15 protein-coding genes and 1 pseudogene are annotated in these 20,589 nt (G+C 75.1%); 13 read left to right on the top strand and 3 right to left on the bottom strand.

Going from position 1 to position 20,589, the window contains the following annotated elements; all coding sequences use genetic code 11:
• The first annotated feature begins 15 nt into the window (after window positions 1–15).
• The 7 genes from ACWIZO_RS00815 (at window position 16) to ACWIZO_RS00785 (ending at window position 7,166) form a co-directional block, all read left to right on the top strand.
• A complete protein-coding gene (locus tag ACWIZO_RS00815; protein ID WP_448640675.1) occupies window positions 16–1,137 on the top strand; it encodes an ABC transporter substrate-binding protein in 1,122 nt (373 codons plus the stop codon).
• Window positions 1,113–2,036 carry an ABC transporter permease gene (locus ACWIZO_RS00810; RefSeq protein WP_448640674.1) on the top strand — a complete coding sequence of 308 codons (924 nt, stop codon included), beginning with the start codon at window positions 1,113–1,115 and terminating at the stop codon, window positions 2,034–2,036. Before ACWIZO_RS00815 ends, ACWIZO_RS00810 begins: the two co-directional genes overlap by 25 nt.
• On the top strand, window positions 2,033–2,932 hold the full coding sequence (locus ACWIZO_RS00805) for an ABC transporter permease subunit (RefSeq protein ID WP_448640673.1): 900 nt from the start codon (window positions 2,033–2,035) through the stop codon (window positions 2,930–2,932). The genes ACWIZO_RS00810 and ACWIZO_RS00805 overlap by 4 nt, the downstream gene beginning before the upstream one ends.
• Complete coding sequence (locus tag ACWIZO_RS00800; RefSeq protein ID WP_448640672.1) at window positions 2,929–4,119, top strand: ABC transporter ATP-binding protein; 1,191 nt, start codon at window positions 2,929–2,931, stop codon at window positions 4,117–4,119. The genes ACWIZO_RS00805 and ACWIZO_RS00800 overlap by 4 nt, the downstream gene beginning before the upstream one ends.
• Window positions 4,120–4,145: 26 nt before the next feature.
• Window positions 4,146–5,267: a PLP-dependent cysteine synthase family protein gene (locus ACWIZO_RS00795; protein ID WP_448640671.1), complete on the top strand. Its 1,122-nt coding sequence runs from the start codon at window positions 4,146–4,148 to the stop codon at window positions 5,265–5,267.
• Window positions 5,268–5,385: 118 nt separating this feature from the next.
• Window positions 5,386–6,165 (top strand): electron transfer flavoprotein subunit beta/FixA family protein, encoded by a 780-nt coding sequence (locus ACWIZO_RS00790; RefSeq protein WP_448640670.1) that lies wholly within the window; start codon window positions 5,386–5,388, stop codon window positions 6,163–6,165.
• A gap of 38 nt (window positions 6,166–6,203) precedes the next feature.
• Complete coding sequence (locus ACWIZO_RS00785; protein ID WP_448640669.1) at window positions 6,204–7,166, top strand: electron transfer flavoprotein subunit alpha/FixB family protein; 963 nt, start codon at window positions 6,204–6,206, stop codon at window positions 7,164–7,166.
• Between the two features lie 140 nt (window positions 7,167–7,306).
• Here the strand turns inward: ACWIZO_RS00785 and ACWIZO_RS00780 are convergent, their stop codons facing one another.
• Window positions 7,307–9,292: an FHA domain-containing protein gene (locus ACWIZO_RS00780; protein WP_448640668.1), complete on the bottom strand. Its 1,986-nt coding sequence runs from the start codon at window positions 9,290–9,292 to the stop codon at window positions 7,307–7,309.
• Between the two features lie 482 nt (window positions 9,293–9,774).
• Here ACWIZO_RS00780 and ACWIZO_RS00775 point away from each other — a divergent pair.
• The 6 genes and pseudogenes from ACWIZO_RS00775 to ligA form a co-directional block, all read left to right on the top strand.
• Window positions 9,775–10,020: pseudogene (locus ACWIZO_RS00775) on the top strand (aminotransferase class V-fold PLP-dependent enzyme); the annotation flags it as partial.
• 64 nt (window positions 10,021–10,084) lie between these two features.
• Window positions 10,085–10,909, top strand: a complete 825-nt coding sequence (locus ACWIZO_RS00770) for a cysteine desulfurase family protein (protein ID WP_448640667.1) — start codon at window positions 10,085–10,087, stop codon at window positions 10,907–10,909.
• Window positions 10,909–11,982 carry a tRNA 2-thiouridine(34) synthase MnmA gene (gene mnmA, locus ACWIZO_RS00765; RefSeq protein ID WP_448642909.1) on the top strand — a complete coding sequence of 358 codons (1,074 nt, stop codon included), beginning with the start codon at window positions 10,909–10,911 and terminating at the stop codon, window positions 11,980–11,982. The genes ACWIZO_RS00770 and mnmA overlap by 1 nt, the downstream gene beginning before the upstream one ends.
• 72 nt (window positions 11,983–12,054) lie before the next feature.
• A complete protein-coding gene (locus ACWIZO_RS00760) occupies window positions 12,055–13,860 on the top strand; it encodes a bifunctional metallophosphatase/5'-nucleotidase (protein ID WP_448640666.1) in 1,806 nt (601 codons plus the stop codon).
• Window positions 13,861–13,919: 59 nt separating this feature from the next.
• Entirely contained in the window at window positions 13,920–14,960 is a 1,041-nt protein-coding gene (locus tag ACWIZO_RS00755; protein WP_448640665.1) for a methionine synthase, read from the top strand.
• 58 nt (window positions 14,961–15,018) lie between these two features.
• Window positions 15,019–17,427 carry an NAD-dependent DNA ligase LigA gene (gene ligA, locus ACWIZO_RS00750; RefSeq protein WP_448640664.1) on the top strand — a complete coding sequence of 803 codons (2,409 nt, stop codon included), beginning with the start codon at window positions 15,019–15,021 and terminating at the stop codon, window positions 17,425–17,427.
• 43 nt (window positions 17,428–17,470) lie between these two features.
• Here the strand turns inward: ligA and ACWIZO_RS00745 are convergent, their stop codons facing one another.
• The gene (locus ACWIZO_RS00745; protein WP_448640663.1) at window positions 17,471–19,645 is read right to left on the bottom strand and encodes a DUF222 domain-containing protein; all 2,175 of its coding nucleotides are present in this window, start codon (window positions 19,643–19,645) and stop codon (window positions 17,471–17,473) included.
• A gap of 99 nt (window positions 19,646–19,744) precedes the next feature.
• A complete protein-coding gene (locus ACWIZO_RS00740) occupies window positions 19,745–20,413 on the bottom strand; it encodes an ACT domain-containing protein (RefSeq protein WP_448640662.1) in 669 nt (222 codons plus the stop codon).
• Window positions 20,414–20,589: the final 176 nt, after the last annotated feature.

Genomic DNA, 20,589 nt, shown 5'->3' with positions numbered 1-20,589 from the left:
CCGAGGACGGCGGCCGTGTTGGCCGCCGCGACCCTGTTGCTGGCCGCCTGCGGCGGGGGTGACGACGGCGGCTCGGGCGGTGGGGGCGGTGGCGGCTCCGACGCGGCGAGCGCCACCTCGGCCGAGGACCTCGGCGGCGTGGACGCCCTCGTCGAGGCCGCCCAGGCCGAGGGCGAGCTCAACGTCATCGCGCTGCCGCCGGACTGGGCGAACTACGGCGAGATCATCTCCACGTTCGAGGAGAAGTACGACATCACCGTCAACAGCGCCTCGCCCGACGGTTCGAGCCAGGACGAGCTCAACGCGGTGGAGAGCCAGCGCGGGCAGGACCGCGCGCCCGACGTGCTGGACCTGGGCACCGCCTTCGCCCGCCAGGCACAGGCGCAGGATCTGCTCGCGCCCTACCAGGTCGAGACCTGGGACGAGATCCCCGAGGGCCAGAAGGACCCCGAGGGCCACTGGTACAACGACTACGGCGGCTACATCTCCATCGGCTGCAACGCCACGGTGATCGCCGAGTGCCCGACGACGATGGCCGACCTGCTCGACCCGCAGTACGCCGGGCAGGTCGCGCTCAACGGCAACCCGACCCAGGCCGCGGCCGCCTTCTCCGGCGTGTGGGCCGCCTCGCTGGCCAACGGCGGCAGCCTCGACGACATCGGCCCGGGCATCGACTTCTTCGCCCAGGTCAAGCAGGTCGGCAACTTCAACCCCGTCGAGATCACCCCGGCGACCATCCAGAGCGGGGAGACCCCGCTGGCCATCGACTGGGACTACCTCAACGCCGGCCTGACCCCGACGCTGGCCGAGCAGGGCGTGGAGTGGCAGGTCGCCGTCCCCTCCGACGGGTTGTTCGGCGGCTACTACAGCCAGGCGGTCAGCGCCTACGCCCCGCATCCGGCCGCCGCACGGCTGTGGCAGGAGTTCCTCTACAGCGACGAGGGACAGAACCTGTACCTGGCCGGCGGCGCCCGCCCGGTCCGGCTGCCGGCGATGCAGGAGGCCGGCACCGCCGACGCCGATGCGCTGGCCGCCCTGCCGCCGGTCGAGGGCACCGCGGAGTTCCCGACCCAGGAGCAGGAGAGCGCCGCCCAGCAGGTGGTCGCGGCCCGGTGGAACCAGGAGATCTCCGGCTGAGCACCGTCGTCGACACCGCCGCGCCGGCGTCCCGCAGGGGGCGCCGGCGCGGCGGTCTGCTGCCCGTGCTGGGCATCGTGCCGTTCCTGCTCTACGTCGCATTGTTCCTGCTGCTGCCGGTCGGCGTGCTGGCGGTCGAGGCCTTCCGCGCCACCGACCCGGTCACCTTCGAGGACACCTGGTCGACGGCGAACATCGGCACGGTCGCCGGCGGCGCCTACGCCCGCGCCTACCTCGGCAGTCTGCAGCTGTCGGCGGTCACCGCCGTCCTCGGCGCCGTCCTCGGCCTGGCGCTGGCCTTCGCCGTCGTCACCACCCGCCGGGGTCGGCTGCTGCGGCGGCTGGTGCTCACCGCGTCCGGGGTGCTGGCCAACTTCGGCGGCGTCCCGCTGGCCTTCGCCTTCCTCGCCACGATCGGCAACGCCGGGGTGGTCACCGCACTGCTCACCGACACGCTGGGCCTCGACGGCTTCTCGTTGTACTCGATGGCCGGGCTGGCGGTGGTCTACCTCTACTTCCTGGTCCCGCTGATGGTGCTGACCATCGTCCCGGCGATCGAGGCGCTGCGCCCGCAGTGGCGGGAGGCCTCCGACGTCCTCGGGGCCAGCGGCTGGCAGTACTGGCGGTACGTCGGCGGGCCGGTGCTGGCCCCGCCGGTGCTGGGCGCCACGATGCTGCTCTTCGCCTCCGCGTTCGCCGCCTACGCCACCGCCAAGGCGCTGGTGGGCAGCAGCGTGCCGCTGGTGACCCTGCAGATCGCCGACTCGCTGTCGAGCAATGTCGTCGTCGGCGCGGAGAACCTGGGCAAGGCGCTGGCGCTGGGCATGGTCGTGCTCGTGGGGCTGGTCATGGCCTTCTACACCTGGGTGCAGCGGCGCACGTCGCGGTGGCTGGCGTGAGCGCCACGACGACCGGCCTGTCGACGGCCGCGGTCACCGGTGCCGGCGGCGTCGAGCCCGAGACCCGCGAGCGCCCCGGACGGCGGGGCCGCGGCTGGTGGCGCTGGGCCGTCTTCGCCGTCCTCGGCCTGTACTTCCTCGTGCCGTTGGCCGCCTCGCTGTGGTTCACCGTGCGCGACCGGGCACGGGGCGGGGTCAGCGCCGACGTCTACGCGGGCATCCCGACCGCCGAGGGCTTCGCGGAGAACTTCGGCCGCTCGCTGGCCCTGGGCGCGCTCACCGTGCTGGTCGCGCTGGTGCTCATGGTGCCCACCGTCGTCCTGGTGGAGCTGCGGCTGCCGCGGCTGCGGCCGCTGGTCGAGATGCTCACCCTCGTCCCGCTCCTGCTGCCCCCGATCGCGCTGGTCGTCGGGGTGCGCAGCGTGCTGGCCTGGGCGCCGGAGTACTTCTTCCGGACGCCGCTGGCCGACGCGTTCTTCGCCCTCCAGGAGCCGGCCCTGCCGTGGATCCTGGTGCTGGTCTACGTCGTCCTGGCGCTGCCGTTCGTCTACCGGGCGCTCGACGCCGGCGTCCGCGGCGCGCAGCTGCGCACGCTCACCGAGGCCGCCCGGGTGCTGGGCGCCTCGTGGCCGCGGGTGATGACGTCGGTGGTGCTGCCGGTGCTGCGCACGTCGGTGCTCAACGCCGCCTTCCTCACCCTGGCGCTGGTGCTGGGCGAGTTCACCGTGGCCAACATCCTCGGCTTCGAGACCTTCCCGACCTGGATCGTGCGCATCTCGGGGTCCCAGCCGCGGCTGTCGGTGGCCGTCTCGGTGCTGTCGCTGCTGCTCACCTGGGTGCTGCTGTTGCTGATCTCCGCGCTGGACCGCCGGCGCCGTGAGGAGGAGCCCGCATGACCGCCCTCGGCGCCGCCCCCGCCGACCTGCGCGCGCAGCCCGGGGTCGCCGTCCGCCTCGAGGGGCTGACCCGTCGCTACGGCTCCGTGCTCGCCCTCGACGCCCTCGACCTCGAGATCGCCGGCGGGGAGTTCCTCGCCCTGCTCGGCCCCTCGGGGTGCGGCAAGACGACGGCGCTGCGGGCGATTGCCGGCTTCGAGCAGGTCGACGTGGGGCGGGTGTGGTTCGACCGCCGCGACGTCACGGGTGTCCCGCCGTCCCGGCGCGACGTCGGGATGGTGTTCCAGGCCTACAGCCTGTTCCCGAACATGACCGTCGCCGACAACGTCGCCTACGGGCTGCGGGTGCGCCGCCGGGACCGGGCCGAACGGGCCGGGCGCGCCGCCGAGCTGCTCGAGCTGGTGGGGCTGGCCGACCGCGGCGGGCGCTACCCGCACCAGCTCTCCGGCGGCCAGCAGCAGCGGGTGGCCCTCGCGCGCGCGTTGGCGGTCGCGCCGCAGGTGCTGCTGCTCGACGAGCCGCTGTCGGCGCTCGACGCCCAGGTGCGGGTGCAGCTGCGGGAGGAGATCCGCCGCATCCAGCTGGAGCTGGGCACCACCACGGTCTTCGTCACCCACGACCAGGCCGAGGCGCTCTCGGTGGCCGACCGGGTCGGCGTCATGCGGGCCGGCCGGCTGGAGCAGGTGGCCTCGCCCGACGAGCTCTACGAGCGCCCGGCGACGGCGTTCGTGGCCGGGTTCGTCGGCGCCATGAACCGCATCCCCGCCGTCCTCGGCGACGGCGACGTCGAGTTCCTCGGTGTGCGACGCGAGGTGCTCGGTACCCCGGCGGCACCGGGCCCGGCGTTCGCGCTGGTGCGCCCCGAGGCGCTGCTCGTCCAGGCCGACCCGCGGGGGAGCGGCCGGGTGGTCACGCGCACGTTCTCCGGTGCCACCACCCGCCTCGCGGTCGCGCTGCCCGACGGCCTCGAGGTGCAGGCCGACGTCCCCAGCGCCGAGAGCCAGGGCCTCACCCCGGGGACGGCGGTCACCGTCACCCCCGCCGAGCGCCCCGCCCTGGTCGAGCCGGTCACTGGGGACCGGGCCACTGGGGACCGGGCCACTGCGGACCGGGCCACTGCGGACCGGGCCACTGCGGACCGGGCCACTGCGGACCGGGACACGGCGGACGGAGCCGCGGGGGTCTGAGCCGCGGGGTGCACGAGGATGGGGCGGTGACCAGCCCCGACCCGACCGACCCCGAGCCGACGGACGTCGACCGGTCCGACCGCGCCGGCCGGGCGTGGGTGGAGTGGGCGATCGCCGCCGTCGAGGCCGACGCGCTGCGCAGCGCCGACACCCACCTGCTGGTCCACCCGCTGCCGCCCGAGTGGGGTGTCGACCTCTACCTCAAGGACGAGTCGACCCACCCGACCGGCAGCCTCAAGCACCGGCTGGCCCGCTCGCTGTTCCTGCACGCTCTCTGCTCTGGCTGGATCACCGAGGGCAGCACCGTCGTCGAGGCCTCCAGCGGGTCGACGGCGGTCAGCGAGGCGTACTTCGCCCGGATGCTCGGCCTGCCCTTCGTCGCCGTCATGCCCGCCTCGACCAGCCCCGAGAAGGTCGCGCTCATCGAGTTCCACGGCGGGCGCTGCTCCTTCGTGCAGGACGCCGCCGCCATGTACGACGAGGCCCGCCGGCTGGCCGTCGAGACCGGCGGCCACTACCTCGACCAGTTCACCCACGCCGAGCGGGCCACCGACTGGCGCGGCAACAACACCATCGCCGAGTCGGTGTTCGAGCAGATGGCCCTGGAGCGCCACCCGGTGCCGGAGTGGGTCGTCGTCGGCGCGGGCACCGGGGGCACCAGCGCGACCTTCGGCCGCTACCTGCGCTACCGGCGCCACCCCACCCGGCTGGCCGTCGTCGACCCGGAGAACTCCGCCTTCTTCCCCGGCTGGGTGGCCGACGAGCCGGGGCGGACCACCGGCACGCCCTCCCGGATCGAGGGGATCGGCCGGCCGCGGGTGGAGCCGTCGTTCCTGCCCTCGGTGGTCGACCGGATGATCCGCGTGCCCGACGCCGCGTCCCTGGCGGCGGTGCGGCACCTGGAGCGGGTCACCGGACGGCGGGCCGGCGGCTCGACCGGCACCAACCTGTGGGGCGCCTTCCGGCTGGTCGCCGAGATGGTCGCCGCGGGCTGCACCGGCAGCGTCGTCACCCTGCTGTGCGACGGCGGGGAGCGCTACGCGCACACGTACTTCTCCGACGACTGGGTGGCCGCCCGCGGACTAGACCTCGCGCCGCACGCGGCGGTCCTCGAGGAGTTCACCGCGACGGGGCGCTGGACGGCGTGACCGTCGTCACCGAGGCCCCGACCCGCGGACCCGTTACCCCGCAGTAACCTCCACTATCGGAGCCAGGCGGGCCGCGGCCCGCGTCACCCCATGACCGATCGCGGAGGTAGGTCTGGCGATGAACATCGTCGTTCTGGTCAAGCAGGTCCCCGACTCCGGCACCCAGCGCTCGCTGGACGCCGCGGACAACACCGTCGCCCGCGCCACCGCGGACAACGTCATCAACGAGATCGACGAGTACGCGATCGAGGAGGCGCTGCAGGTCCGCGACCGCGAGGGCGGTGAGGTCACCGTGCTCACCGTCGGCCCGGCCTCGGCGACCGACGCGATCCGCAAGGCGCTGTCGATGGGCGCCGACAAGGCCGTGCACGTGACCGACGACGCCATCCACGGCTCGTGCGCGATCCAGACCTCGGCGATCCTGGCCGCGGCGCTGCAGCAGCTGGACTACGACCTGGTGCTGATGGGTGCCACCTCCACCGACGGGCAGGTCGCCGTCATGCCGGCGCTGCTCTCGGAGCGGCTGGGCGTCCCGCAGCTGTCGGGCGCGCAGAAGCTGACCGTCGAGGGCTCGACGGTGAAGGTCGAGCGGCAGACCGACGGCGGCTTCTGGGCCCTGGAGGCGCCGCTGCCGGCGATTGTGTCCACCTGGGACACCATCAACGAGCCGCGCTACCCCTCCTTCAAGGGGATCATGGCGGCCAAGAAGAAGCCGGTCGAGACCAAGACCCTCGCCGACCTGGGCATCGACCCCTCCACCGTGGGCCTGGCCACCGCCACCAGTGCGGTCGTCGACGTCACCGGCCGCCCGCCCAAGGGCGAGGGCGTCAAGGTCACCGACGAGGGCGACGGCGCCCAGAAGCTCGTGGGCTACCTCGTCGAGCAGAAGCTCGTCTGACCGGCCGTCGATCGCAGCGAAGAGGAGACTGAACACCCATGGCAGAGGTCCTGGTCCTCGTCGAGCTGAACCCGGCCGACGGCACCGTCCGCAAGGGCACGCTCGAGGCGCTCACCGCCGCGCGGGCGCTCGGTGAGGTCTCGGCGGTCGTCGCCGGCGGCCCCGGCGTCGCCGCCGGCGTCCGCGAGCGGCTCGCGGAGTACGGCGCGGCGAAGGTCTACGTCGCCGAGTCCCCGGAGATCGACGAGTACCTCGTCGCGCCCAAGGCCGAGGTGCTGGCCCAGCTGGTGCAGCAGGTCTCGCCGGCCGCCGTCGTCATCCCCTCCTCCCCGGAGGGCCGCGAGGTCGCCGGCCGGCTGGCGCTCAAGACCGGCAGCGGCTTCCTGACCGACGTCACCGAGATCGCCGCCGACGGCACCGCCACCCAGGTCATCTTCGCCGGTCAGCAGATCGTGCACGCGAAGGTGACGACCGGTACGCCGATCTACACGCTGCGCGGCAACTCCGTGACCCCCGAGCCGGCGCCCGCCGCCGGTGAGGAGGTCCCGGTGCAGGTCACGCTGTCCGAGCAGGCCAAGCAGACCCGCGTGGTCGACAAGGTCGTCGAGCAGAAGAGCAACCGGCCCGAGCTCACCGAGGCCGCGATCGTCGTCTCCGGTGGCCGCGGCGTGGCCTCGGCGGAGAACTTCACGATCATCGAGGGCCTGGCCGACACCCTCGGTGCCGCCGTCGGTGCCTCGCGCGCCGCGGTCGACTCCGGCTTCTACCCGCACAGCTTCCAGGTCGGGCAGACCGGCAAGACCGTCTCGCCGCAGCTCTACATCGCCGTCGGCATCTCCGGGGCCATCCAGCACCGCGCCGGCATGCAGACCAGCAAGACCATCGTGGCCGTCAACAAGGACCCCGAGGCCCCGATCTTCGAGCTGGCCGACTTCGGCGTCGTCGGCGACCTCTTCCAGGTCGTCCCCGCCGCCACCGAGCAGATCGCCGCGCGCAAGTGAAGGACCCCCTCACCCCCCACTGCTCGCAGGCTCGCAGCGGGACCCTGTGAGGGGGCCGAGCACAGCACGTCGTCGACAGCACGGCACGTCAGGCGCCGGTCCCCGTTCGCGGGGGCCGGCGCCTGCGCGTTCCGGGGGTCTCAGGCCCCGGGCGCGGGGGCGGCGGGATCCCGGAGCGCGTCCGGCCGCTCGCGTGGTCCCGGCACGGCGGCGGCGGGCCGGTCACCCGACACCCGCCGGGTGACGCGCGCGGCGTCGACGGCCGGTGGTGGCGCCGGGACCGCGGCCGGCTCGGGTTCGGGGAGCAGCCAGCCGACGTCGACCTCCTCGCCGCCGACGTTCGCGGTGTCCCAGGACCCGCTGACCGCCAGCGTGTGCAGTGTCGGGCCGGTGAGCGGCTCCAGCTGGGCGAGCAGCGCCGCGTCGTCGGGCAGCCCGGGCAGGCGTCCGTCCAGTCGGGCCCGGTTGCGCCGCAGCCGCTCCATCAGCGCCTCGGTGTCCGCGGCCCGGTCGAAGGCGCCCTGCTCGCCCTCCGCGATGCCCCGGGCGATCTGGCCCTTGATCGTCCGCGGCCGCCCGGTGGCGTCGATGGTCACCATCTGGCGCCAGGCGCGGGTCTTGTGCCGGTACTGCAGCATCGCCATCACCGCCTCGTGGCGCACGAAGTCCGCGTCGCGCAGCGGCGTCCCCCGCCAGACGGTGGCCAGGGTGCGGGCCAGCGAGATCGCCGACGCCAGGCCGCTGTTGAGGCCGCGGCCGGGCCAGAAGTGGATGGCGTTGCCCGCGTCGCCGAGCAGGCAGGCGAAGGTGCCCGGTGTGGTGCGGGTCGGCGGGTAGAGCTGTGCGGTGAACCGCGGCCGCTGGACCATGTCCAGCCGGAACCCGGTCACCGCGGTGAGCCGGTCCTCGGGGACGCCGAACAGCCGCAGCCCCTCCTGCACCCGCGTCCACAGCGCCGAGCCCTTGAGCAGCGCCGGGAGGAAGAAGGTGCGGTGGGTCTCGCACATGTACTCGCCGTCCGGCTGCCGCTCCAGCACGCAGGGGGCGGACTGGATGCAGGCGGTGAACACCTGCCGCACCGGGTTGATCCCCACCGCCTCCTGCGCCTCCTGGTCGGTCAGCCGCATGTTGAGGAAGCCCTCGCCGTGCAGCGAGTTGAGCAGGAAGCGGTTCTGCGACACCGTCAGCAGCACGCTGGTCGGGTCCGGCAGTCCGGAGCGGACCCGCAGCCCCAGGACCATGTCCGACACGTGCTCGCCGTCCACGGAGTACATGGAGGTGTCCGCCGTCCCGAACCGGTCGGCGAAGTGGTCGCGGGTGCGCGAGCGGCCGCCCTCGCAGACGGCCAGCACGTGCTGGCCGACGAGGTCGTCGGCCGCCTCGGCGGCGTCGAAGCGCTCCGGGACGAGCGTGATGCGCTCGGACCGCTCGTTCGCCAGCTCGAGCAGCTTGTCCTCGATGAACCGGACCGGGGTGTTGCGCGGCGCGGCGCCGTCGATCGAGTCGGGGCCGACCGGCCACATCTGCGACCAGTCCTCGCGGGCGGCGAACAGCCGCTCCTGCACGTGCGGCGGCAGCCGCAGGTACTGGCGGCTCTGCAGCGTGACCACCTGCTCGCGGCGGACGTTGCCCTTCTCGTAGGTCGTCCACTCCAGGTGGTCGCCGACCCGCATCCACCGGCGGTCGTGGACCCGGACCGCCACCCGCGGGCCCAGGAGGTGGTCGAGCAGCAGGGCCAGGCTGAGGCCGACCGGCCCGCCGCCGGTGATCGTGACCCGCAGGACGTCGGGTGACCCGCCGTCGAGGGCGTCGACCGGGCCGACGTAGGTGGCCGTCTCCCGGGTCTCGAAACGGAACACCTCGTCGCCGATCCGGATCTCGTCGCCGGGCTCCAGCGGCTGCACGGTGACCTGGACGCCGTTCACCCAGGTCCCGTTGTCGCTGTCGCGGTCCTCGAGGACGAACCCCGCACCCTCCCGGCGCACCTCGGCGTGCACCCGCGAGGCGAACCGGCTGGCGAGGACGACGTCGTTGGTGTCGCCCCGGCCCAGCGTGACCGGGGTGCGGCCGAGCGGGAACCGCTGACCCTCCAGCCGTCCCTGGACTCCGACGAGTGCGGTGATCATCGATCCGGCTCCCGCTCCGAGTGGCCCGTGCGCGGCGGCCGGCGGTCCTCGCCGGGCACCGCGCCGCGGCCGGCGGTCCTCGCCGGGCACCGCGCCGCGGGGTGTCCGGCGAGCGGCCGTGTCCCCGTCGCCGGGACACGGTCCCGGCACACGGCCTCCTCCGACCCCGGTCCTCCGGCGGGGCGGACCCGCGGGTCCGCCCGCCGCCGGGTCCGGGGCCGTGTCCACGGTGGGGGGTGTGGGGGGAGGTGTCAACGTCCGCGGGCGCGGCTCACCGGGACCCGCCGCGACCGCGGGGACGGCGGTCCGGCGCTCCCGACCGGCCGGTCGCCCCGCGCGACTACCCTGGCCCCGGTGACCGGGCGGTCACCCCAGGGGAGAGCGGCCCGGGGCACGGCCCCGCCGAGCGGTGGTGAGGAGAGCAGGTGACGTACCTCGACCACGCGGCCACCACCCCGGTGCTGCCCGAGGTCCTGGCCGCCATGACCGAGCAGATGGGCCGGGTCGGCAACGCCTCGTCGCTGCACGCCGGTGGCCGGGCGGCGCGCCGGGCCGCCGAGCAGGCCCGCGAGCGGCTGGCCGAGGCGCTGGGCGCCCGGCCGTCGGAGGTCCTGTTCACCGGCGGCGGCACCGAGAGCGACAACCTCGCGCTCAAGGGCCTCTACTGGGCCCGGCGGGGAGCCGACCCGCGCCGGCGGCGGCTCGTGGTCAGCCCCGCCGAGCACCACGCCGTCCTCGACAGCGCCGAGTGGCTGGCCGAGCACGAGGGCGCCGAGCTGCACCTGGCTGCACGTGGAGCCCACCGGGCGGATCACCCCCGCGGCGCTGGCCGACGCGCTCGGCGACGGGTCCGACGTCGCCGTCGCCAGTGTCATGTGGGCCAACAACGAGATCGGCACGGTCAGCGACGTCGCCGCGCTCGCCGAGGCGGCCCACGCCGTCGGGGTACCGCTGCACACCGACGCGGTGCAGGCCGTCGGCCAGGTGCCGGTCGGCTACGCCGCCAGCGGCGTCGACGCGCTCACCATGACCGGGCACAAGCTCGGTGGCCCGATGGGCGCCGGCGTGCTGCTGCTGCGGCGCGACGCGGAGTGCACGCCGCTGCTGCACGGCGGCGGCCAGGAGCGCGACGTCCGCTCCGGCACGCTCGACGTGCCGGCCATCGTCGGCCTCGCCGTGGCCGCCACGACCGCCGTCGCCGGCCGGGACGAGCGGGCCGCGCGGCTGGCCGCGCTGCGCGACCGGCTGGTGGCCGGTGTCCTCGAGGAGGTCCCCGACGCCCAGCTCAACGGCGCTGCCCTGGACGACGTCGTCGCCGGCGGCCCGGGACGGCTGCCGGGCAACGCGCACCTGTCCTTCCCGGGCGCGGAGGGCGACGCGCTGCTCATGCTGCTCGACGCGCGCGGCATCGAGTGCTCGACCGGCTCGGCGTGCAGCGCCGGGGTGGCCCGGCCCAGCCACGTGCTCACCGCCGTCGGTGCCGACGCCGGTCGGGCGCGCAGTTCGCTGCGCTTCAGCCTCGGCTCGCCCAGCACCGACGCCGACGTCGACGCGTTGCTGGCGGTGATCGGCCCGGTGGTGGAGCGGGCCCGCCGCGCCGGGATGGGACGGCGCTGATGCGGTTGCTCGCCGCGATGAGCGGGGGAGTGGACTCCGCCGTCGCCGCCGCCCTGGCGGTCGACGCCGGCCACGACGTCACCGGGGTCCACCTCGCACTCTCGCCCGACCGGCAGACCCTGCGCAGCGGCGCCCGCGGCTGCTGCAGCGTCGAGGACGCCCACGACGCCCGCCGGGTCGCCGACGAGCTGGGCATCCCGTTCTACGTCTGGGACCTCGCCGAGCGGTTCACCGAGGACGTCGTCGAGGACTTCGTGGCCGAGTACGCGGCCGGGCGCACGCCCAACCCGTGCCTGCGGTGCAACGAGCGGATCAAGTTCACCGCGGTGCTCGACCGGGCGCAGGCGCTGGGCTTCGACGCCGTCGTCACCGGGCACCACGCGCGGCTGGCCGGCGGGCAGCTGCGCCGGTCGGTCGACGCGGCCAAGGACCAGTCCTACGTCCTCGGTGTGCTCACACCCGGCCAGCTGGCCGGGGCGCTGTTCCCGCTGGGGTCGATGACCAAGGAGCGGGTGCGCGCGCTCGCCGCCGAGCGCGGGTTCGCGGTGGCCACCAAGCCCGACTCGCACGACATCTGCTTCATCCCCGACGGCGACACCCGCGGCTTCCTCACCCGCCGGCTGGGCGCGCGCCCGGGGCCGGTGGTCGACGCCGCCACCGGGGCCACCGTCGGCACGCACGAGGGCACCCACGGCTTCACCGTCGGACAGCGGCGGGGGCTGGGCCTGGCCGTGGGCGACCAGCGGCCGCGCTACGTGCTCGCGATCGAGCCGGTCACCCGCACGGTGACGGTCGGGACCGCGGAGCTGACCGGGGTGGACGTCGTCCGGACGGGACCGCCCACGTGGACGGGCGCCGCTCCCGACCTGCCGCTGCGGGCGGAGGTCCAGCTGCGCGCGCACGCGGCCGCCGTGGCGTGCGAGGTGTCCGCCGGCCGGGACGGCGGGCTGGTGCTCGCGCTCGGCGAGACGCAGCGCGGCGTGGCTCCGGGGCAGTCGGCGGTGCTCTACGCGCCCGACCCGGTGCACGGCGACCTGGTGCTCGGCCAGGCGCCGGTGGTCGTCCCCGGCTGACCCGCGTGGTGCGGGACCGGTCCGTCACCTAGCGTGTGCGGCGAGCCACCCCCTGGTCCCCCGGAGGACGCCGTGCGCCGCACCCACCTCGCCCTCGCTGCCGCCGTCGTCACCTCGGCCGGGGTCCTGGCCGTCCCGTCCGTGGCCGCGGCCGCGCCCGCGGACGTGACGGTCCAGCTGCTGGCCGTGAACGACTTCCACGGGCGGATCACCCCGCAGACCGGGGCCGACGGGTCGCTGGCGACCTCGCCCGGTGCCGACGGCCAGTACGGCACCCCCGATGACGTCAGCGTCCCGGTCGGTGGCGCGGCGCACGTCGCCGCGACCGTCCAGCGCCTGCAGGCGACGTTCGACGACACGACCCGGGGCCCGTCCACCTCGTTCTTCGTGGGCGCCGGCGACCTGGTCGGTGCCTCGCCGTTCGAGTCCAGCGTGTACCGGGACGAGCCGACCGTCGAGGCGCTCAACGCCATGGGCCTGGACGTCTCCTCCGTCGGCAACCACGAGTTCGACCGCGGCACCGAGGAGCTGCGGCGCATCTCGGCCGCGACCGACGGCACCTACACCGACGACGTCGAGGCCTGCGAGGGCGTCGAGCCCGGCGTGGACGGCTGCTTCGGCGAGGGCGAGCACGCGTTCGAGGGCGCCCGGTTCCCGTACCTCGCCGCCAACGTCGTCTCGCGCGAGACCGGTGAGCCGGTGCTCCCGCCGTACCAGGTCCTCGACGTGGCCGGCGGCCAGCGGGTCGCCCTCATCGGCGTGGTCACCGAGACCACCCCGACCATCGTCTCGCCGGACGGCGTGGCCGACGTCGCGTTCGTCGACGAGGCCGACGCGGTGAACCGGTGGGTGCCCGAGCTGCAGGAGCAGGGCATCGAGGCGATCGGTATGCTGGTCCACGAGGGCGGCACGGTCACCGACCCCAGCGCCGCCCCCACCGCGGACAGCTGTACGGGCCTCACGGGCCCGATCGTCGACATCAACGCCCGTACCTCCGCTGCGGTCGACCTGATCGTCAGCGCGCACACGCACCAGGCCTACGACTGCCGGCTGGACGACCCCAGCGGCCGGCCGCGGCTGGTCACCCAGGCCGGCTTCTACGGCCGTCTGGTCACCGACATCCGGCTGTCGATCGACCGCGCCACCGGTGACGTCGACCGCGGCGCCACCTACTCGGCGACCAACGTGCCGGTGACCCGCGAAGCCGCCGACCCCGAGGTGCAGTCGATCGTCGACTACTGGAACGGCCGAGCGGCGGAGGCCCGCAACGTCGTCGTCGGCTCGGCCACCACGACGATCGGCACCGCCGGGTCCGCCGGCCGCAACGCCGAGCAGCCCATCGTCGACCTGGTCGCCCAGGCCCAGCTCGAGGCGGTGCAGCAGGACCAGTTCGGCAACCCGGTCATCGCCTTCATGAACCCCGGCGGCGTGCGCACCGACATCGAGGCCGGCGAGGTGACCTACGGCGAGCTGTTCGCGGTGCAGCCCTTCGGCAACACCGTCAACGTGCTGACGCTGACCGGCGCGCAGATCGACGACGTGCTGGAGGAGCAGTTCCAGCTCGGCGGCGGCCCGCGCGACAGCCAGCTGATCCTGGGCACGTCGGAGGGCTTCGCCTACACCTACGACCTCGACCTGCCCTACGGGGAGCGGGTGGTCGACACCTCGATCACCCTCGACGGCGTGGCCGTCGACCCGGCGGCGAGCTACCGGGTCGTGGCGAACTCGTTCCTGACCGCCGGCGGCGACTCGTTCACCACCTTCACCGGTGGGACCGACCTCACCGTGGGCCCGGTCGACGTCGACGCCCTCGTCGCCTACGTCGAGGCCCACTCACCGGTCAGTCCGCCGGCGGCCGACCACGGCACGGCCGTCTGACCGGCCGGCGCACCCCGATCCGGTCGGGGCTCCGGCGGCGCGGGACTACCGTCGCCGCCGTGGCCTCCCCGATCGACCCGGAACGCATCCCCGAGCAGACCAGCACCGACCCGGGGCCGGCTCCCGCGCCGTGGGGGCCGGCCTCGGGCGTCGGGTCGCTGCCCGGCACCGACGCCGCCGAGGCGATCCGGGTCGTCCTGGGCGAGCTGCCCGGCATGCCTCACCTGCCGGAACTGCCCGCGCGCGGCGCCGGGGCGGACCTGATCGGGCGGAGCGCCGCGCTGCTGGTCGACCTCGCCGTCGACCTGACCCCCGCGGGCTGGCGGCTGGTGCCCCGCGGCGGCATCGACCTGCGCCGGGCGCAGGAGTTCCTCGCCCGCGACCTCGACGCCCTGCACGACGTCGCCGAGAGCCACCGCGGACCGCTCAAGGTCCAGGCCACCGGGCCGTGGACGCTGGCCGCCGGGCTCGAGCGCGAGCGCGGGGAGCGGGCCGTCGTCGACCCCGGCGCCCGACGGGACCTCGGGCAGTCGCTGGCCGAGGGGATCGCGGCGCACGTCGCCGCGGTCGCCGCCCGCGTGCCCGGCGCGCAGGTGGTCGTCCAGCTCGACGAGCCGTCGCTGCCCGCCGTCCTGCAGGGGGCCCTGCCCACGGCGAGCGGGTTCGGCCGGCTGCCCGAGGTGGAGGCGTCGGTGGTGGAGACCGAGCTGGCCGCCGTCGTCGCGGCGGTGCCCGGCCCCGTCGTCGTCCACTGCTGCGCGCACCGCGCGCCGCTGGACCTGCTGCGGGCCGCCGGCGCGGACGCGCTGTCGTTCGACCTCGGGCTGGTGCAGGACCTCGACGCGCTCGGCACCGCCGTCGAGGCCGGCACCCACCTGGTGGTCGGCGTCGTCCCCGGGACCGACGCGCCGCTGCCGGCGCCGAGGGCGACCGCCTCCCGGCTGCACGCGTGGTGGCGCGAGCTGGGGTTCCCCGCCGACGCGCTGCACGAGGCCGTCACGCTCACCCCCGCCTGCGGTCTGGCCGGTGCGAGTCCCGCCTACGCACGCGCGGCCATGACCCACGTCCGGGAGGCCGCCCGGTACCTGCTGCCGGAGTGATCCCGAACGGGTGAGTGCGGCGGGTGTGCCGTCGTACTCGCCGGTTACCGTCCTCCGCGTGAGCACGGACGCCGCCGACACCGTCCAGGACGACGCCCCGCGGGTGGCTGCCACCGCCGACCGGGCGGACCTCACCGAGGTGCCCGACGTCGCGCGCACCCGCCACCGCGACCTGTCCGAGGAGCTCGACCGCTACGCGTTCGCCTACTACGTGCAGGACGCGCCGCTGGTCAGCGACGGCCAGTACGACGAGCGCATGGCCGAGCTCCGGGCGCTGGAGGCCGAGCACCCGGCGCTGCTGACCCCCGACTCGCCGAGCCAGAAGGTCAACGGCGGGTTCACCGCCACCTTCGCGCCGGTCGCGCACCTCGAGCGCATGCAGAGCCTGGACAACGTCTTCGACCGCGACGAGCTCTCGGCCTGGGCCACCCGGGTGGTGCGCGACGCCGGTCACGGGATCGCCTGGCTGTGCGAGCTCAAGGTCGACGGCGTCGCCGTCGCGCTGGTGTACGAGCGCGGCCGGCTGGTGCGCGCAGCCACCCGCGGCGACGGGACGACGGGGGAGGACGTCACCGCCAACGTCCGAACCATGGACGACGTCCCGCAGCAGCTGGCCGGCGACCCCGACGACGTGCCCGAGCTGCTGGAGGTCCGCGGCGAGATCTACTTCCCGCTCGAGGGGTTCGCCGACGTCAACGCCGGCCTGGTCGAGGCCGGCAAGGCCCCGTTCGCCAACCCGCGCAACGCCGCGGCGGGCTCACTGCGGCAGAAGGACCCCCGGGTGACGGCCTCGCGGCCGCTGCGGCTGGTCGTGCACGGCCTCGGTGCCCGGCGCGGCTTCGAGCCCGGCCGGCAGTCGGAGGCCTACGAGCGGCTGCGCGGCTTCGGCCTGCCGGTGAGCAGCCGCTACGAGGTGGTCGACGACCTCGAGGCGGTGGGGGCCTACATCGAGCGCTACCGCGAGCAGCGGCACTCGGTGGAGCACGAGATCGACGGCGTCGTCGTGAAGGTCGATCAGGTCGCGCTGCAGCGGCGGCTGGGCTCGACCGCGCGGGCGCCGCGGTGGGCGATCGCCTTCAAGTACCCGCCCGAGGAGGCCACCACCGAGCTGCTGGACATCCGGGTCAACGTCGGGCGCACCGGCCGGGTGACACCCTTCGGCTACATGGAGCCGGTCAAGGTCGCCGGCTCGACCGTGCAGCTGGCCACGTTGCACAACGCCAGCGAGGTGCGGCGCAAGGGCGTGCTGATCGGCGACACCGTCGTTATCCGCAAGGCCGGCGACGTCATCCCGGAGATCCTCGGCCCGGTGGCCGCCGCCCGCGACGGCTCCGAGCGCGAGTTCGTCATGCCCACGCACTGCCCCGAGTGCGGCACCGAGCTGCGGCACGAGAAGGAGGGCGACGCCGACATCCGCTGCCCCAACGCGCGGTCCTGCCCCGCCCAGCTGCGGGAGCGGGTGTTCCACGTCGCCGGCCGCGGGGCCTTCGACATCGAGGTGCTCGGCTACGAGGCCGCCATCGCGCTGCTGGCCGAGCACCTGCTCGAGGACGAGGGCGACGTCTTCGACATCACCGAGGACAAACTGTGCCGGACGTCGTTCTTCACCAAGAAGGACGGCAGCCTCTCGGCCAACGGCACGCGGCTGCTGACCAACCTGGAGACCCGCAAGGACGTCCCGCTGTGGCGGGTGCTGGTGGCGCTGTCGATCCGGCACGTGGGCCCCACCGCCGCGCAGGCACTGGCCCGGGACTTCCGGTCGCTGGACCGCATCGCCGCCGCGTCGGAGGAGGAGCTGGCCGCCGCCGACGGGGTGGGGCCGACGATCGCCCGCTCGGTGCGCGACTGGTTCGCCGTCGACTGGCACCGCGAGGTCGTGGAGAAGTGGCGGCGGGCCGGTGTACGGCTGGCCGACGCCGGTGAGGACGCCCCGCCCGGGCCGCTCACCGGCGTCACCGTGGTCATCACCGGCTCGCTGCGGGACCTCTCGCGCGACCAGGCCATCGCCGCGGTGCAGGAGCGTGGCGGCAAGATCACCGGCTCGGTGTCGAAGAAGACCGGCTTCGTCGTCGTCGGCGCCGACCCGGGCAGCAAGTACGACAAGGCGGTCCAGGTGAAGGCGCCGATCCTCGACGACGACGGCCTGCGCGTCCTGCTCGACGAGGGCCCCGAGGCCGCCCGCGCGGTGGCGACGATCGGTGACGGCAGCGAGCCGGCAGCTGCAGAGCCGACCGGGGACGAGGCGGGGGCCGGGCACGAGGCGGGGGCCGGGCACGAGGCTGCCGCGGGGACCGAGGCCGAGCCGGCCAAGGTCAAGCGGGCGAGAGCCAAGCAGGCGAGAGCCAAGCGGCCGGAGGCCGAGTCGACGGAGGCCGAGTCGTCGGGGGCCGAGTCGTCGGGGGCCGAGTCGTCGGGGGCGGAGCCGATGCAGGCCGACCCGTTGGAGGCCGAGCCGGCGGAGGCCTGACCTCCGGGGCGCCCATCGCCGTGCGAGCCGCCTCGGTGGTCGCTCAGAACGGTGGTGGGGTGGTCACCGCGGTCAGGCCGGTGGGTGTGGTGACGGTGAGGGTGCCCTCGGGAGTGAGGGTGTGGGTCCAGCCCGGTGCCTGGTGCTTGCCGCGGTGGTGGGTGGTGCAGAAGCCGGCCAGGTTGGTCGCGGACGTCTCCCCGTCCGGGTGGGGCGTGACGTGATCGAGCTCGCCGACCCTCGGGATGCGGCGGCGGCAGCCGGGGAAGCGGCAGTGCCGGTCGCGGGCGCGGACGAAGCGGTCCAACGCCGCGGCGGGCCGGTAGCCGTCGGCCGGCGCGGGCACGGTCAGGTCGGGGCGGCCGGTGAGGTCGTGGCCGCACGTGCCGGGCCGGCGGCGGCAGGCGCGGGCGCCGCAGTGTGCGGTGCGGCGCAGTCCGGGTAGGTCGGTGAGGACGAGCAGAGCACCGCTGACCGCGTCGACCAGGGCGAGGCGGGGGCGGTCGGCCAGTCCGCCGCCGGCGGTGGTGGCCAGCAGGGCGGCGAGGTCGCCGCGCTGGGTGTCGGTGGCGGCGGCCAGCGCACCGAGCGCGTCGGCGGCGGTGTTCACCTCTCCGGCGGGGCTGGTCTGCCAGGCGGTCTCGTCGGCGGCGTCGGCCCGCCGGGCGGTGGCCACCATCCGCTCGGCCGCACCGAGGGCGAGGCGGGCGGTGTGCACCGCGACGGCGGCGTCCTCGACGGCTCGGTCGGCCGCCGCCCACCAGCCGCCGGCTGAGGGGCTGCCGTCTGCGGGCGCAGCGGTGCCGTGGCGCTCCGGTATCCCGCTCCGGGCAAGCGGCCCGGCGTCCGCGCCGGTGGGTGCCGGGGCCGGCGCGTCGTCCTCGTCACCGGGGGTCGTGTCCTCCCTGGCCGGGTCGGGTGGCCGGTCGGGTGTCCAGCCGGGGTCGCCGGATGCCGGTGCGTCGCCGAAGGCCTCGCGCACCAGCTCGTCGAGCCAGCGGTCGAAGTCCCCCGCGTCGAGCTGCGCGGCGGCCCGGTCGACCGGGCCGCCCTCGACGTCTGTGGGCCCCCCAGCGTCCGAGAACTGGTCGGCGGCCAGCAGCTCATCGGCGGCCACAGGCTCGCTGGTGTCCACGGGCTCCCCACCGCCCATGGCCCCGCCGTCCTTGGGCTCCCCGGCGTCGGAACAGGCGGGGCCCGTGCCGGTGGTGCCGGTGCCGGTGGCGTCCGAGGGCGAGTCGGCGGGGCCCGTTGGCTCCAGGCCGGCGAAGGCGCGGGCGAGCTGGCGGGCCATCTCCGCGGGTACCAGCTGCCCGTCGACCTCGCCGAGGCCGTCGCCGTCGAGCAGGGTTTGCACCGAGGCCACGATGGTCAGCAGCACCTGCACCGGCGGCAGGTCGGACTTCCCGGGCCGCAGCACCAGGTCGAGCAGGCAGTCGACCATCTTCTGCCCGCGGGTGCGGTCATCGGCCGGGTCGGGCTCCAGCGCGTCGGCGTAGGCCGACAGCGCCCGCAGCAGCGCCTGCGCCTCAGCGGTGGTGCACACCACCGTCAACGTCGACATGCCCACCGTGCGCTCGGGCCGGGCCGAGACACCGCGCTCCCGCAGCGCCCGCACGAGATCGCGGGCGGCGTCGCGGGCGGCGTCGCGGGCGTCGTGCTTCGCGACCGCGCGCCGCACCCGGTCACCGAGCTGGCCGGGGGTGGTCACCCGCTGCCGCTGACCCAGCCGGGCGAGCAGCTCCGCCTCGATGGCAGCGCGGACGGCATCGTCGGCGATGGGGGCCACGTGCTCGAGCAGGCACCACAGGTGCCCGGCGTGCAGCCGCCCCGACTCCAGCGCGCCCATCACCCGCGGCAGCCGTGAGACGAGCAGCAGGGACCGTTCGAGCTCGGCCTCGGCGCGCTGCGCGGTGACGTCGAGCGCGATGGACAACTCCTGGGCGGCCCACTCGCTCACCGGGCGCAGCACGTCCGCCCGAGCCGCCCACCGCTCGGCCGACATCGCGCCACGCTCACCCTGCCCCCGGTCCGTCGAGGCCGGCCGGGTCGCGGCGAACGCGGCGATGGCCCGCGCGCGGCGCGCCGTCTGGCGGGAGATCTCCCGCTCGGCGGCCTGCACCTCACCCAGCGGGCCGGCCGCCCACCCGACGGCCGGCGACGCGAGGTCGGGCACCGCAGGTGCGTTGCGCACCTCGCGCAACGACCCCGTCGTCACGTCTTCGATCGTACGTTCGAACAGAGGGTCGAACACGACCTGCGGACGGCGAAGACACAGGTCAGAGAAGCGTGGGGACAGCTGTGGAGCCAGCCGGGCTCAGACCGGCGGGAGGTGGGCGACGCTCGCGGCGATGCCGGTCAGGTGGGTCAGCCGCAGCAGCTCCGAGCGCCGGTAGGCGGGCCCACCGGATCGGCCGACCACGGTCGCCGTCCCCGGGTCGCCGAACGGCGCGGCCATCATCTCGACGGCCATCTCCCGCCAGCGCTCGGGCAGCCAGTCGTCCTCGCTGGGCAGCAGCCGCGGCGAGGCCAGCGGCAGCCACGGCAGGTGCATCCCGTCGAAGGTCGGCGCGGCGTCGGAGGCGGCGAGCACCTCGCACCCGCGCCCTTCGGCCGCCTGCAGCACCGCCGCCCAGCCGCTGTGGAACACCCGCGGCAGCTCGGCGGCGAGCAGCTTGACGGCGGTCCCCTCGGCGGCGCGGGCCAGTGCCTCGAGCAGGTCGAGCTCACGGTGGGTGTCCAACGGCCCGTGGAAGGGGCGCAGCGCCTCCACCTGCACGCCCGGCACCGTCTGCACGGCCGTGATCAGGCTGTCGGGCAGCCGGCCCGGGGGCAGGTCGACCACGACGTCGTCGACGGCGACGCCGTTGCCGCGCTCGAGCACGTCGACCGAGACGATGTCGATGCCCGCGGTGCCCAGCGCGGTCGCCACCGCGCCGAACAGGCCGGGGCGGTCCGGGACGACCAGCCTCAGGAGATGGGACACGGTTCCTCCGCTGACGACGTCGAGCTGCTGGCCGATCCTCGTCGATCGCGTGGCCCCAGCAGCTTCCCCCATGCGAGGCCCTCCGGTCGAGTCACCGTCCCGGCCGCCCCGGGGCCGGCACCGGTCCACGTACAGTGACCGGGTTGCGTCCCTGGCGCCGGCCGGCGCCGACGACA

This window comes from Geodermatophilus sp. URMC 63 (assembly GCF_053502565.1).
Note: the sequence above shows the minus strand (reverse complement) of the source record. Positions and strands in the feature narration are given on the sequence as shown.

Coding starts and splice junctions, on each gene's coding strand:
- ACWIZO_RS00800 (WP_448640672.1), top strand. CDS start 2,929: ATGACCGCCCTCGGCGCCGCCCCCGCCGACCTGCGCGCGCAGCCCGGG.
- ACWIZO_RS00790 (WP_448640670.1), top strand. CDS start 5,386: ATGAACATCGTCGTTCTGGTCAAGCAGGTCCCCGACTCCGGCACCCAG.
- ACWIZO_RS00785 (WP_448640669.1), top strand. CDS start 6,204: ATGGCAGAGGTCCTGGTCCTCGTCGAGCTGAACCCGGCCGACGGCACC.
- ACWIZO_RS00780 (WP_448640668.1), bottom strand. CDS start 9,292: ATGATCACCGCACTCGTCGGAGTCCAGGGACGGCTGGAGGGTCAGCGG.
- mnmA (WP_448642909.1), top strand. CDS start 10,909: ATGCGGTTGCTCGCCGCGATGAGCGGGGGAGTGGACTCCGCCGTCGCC.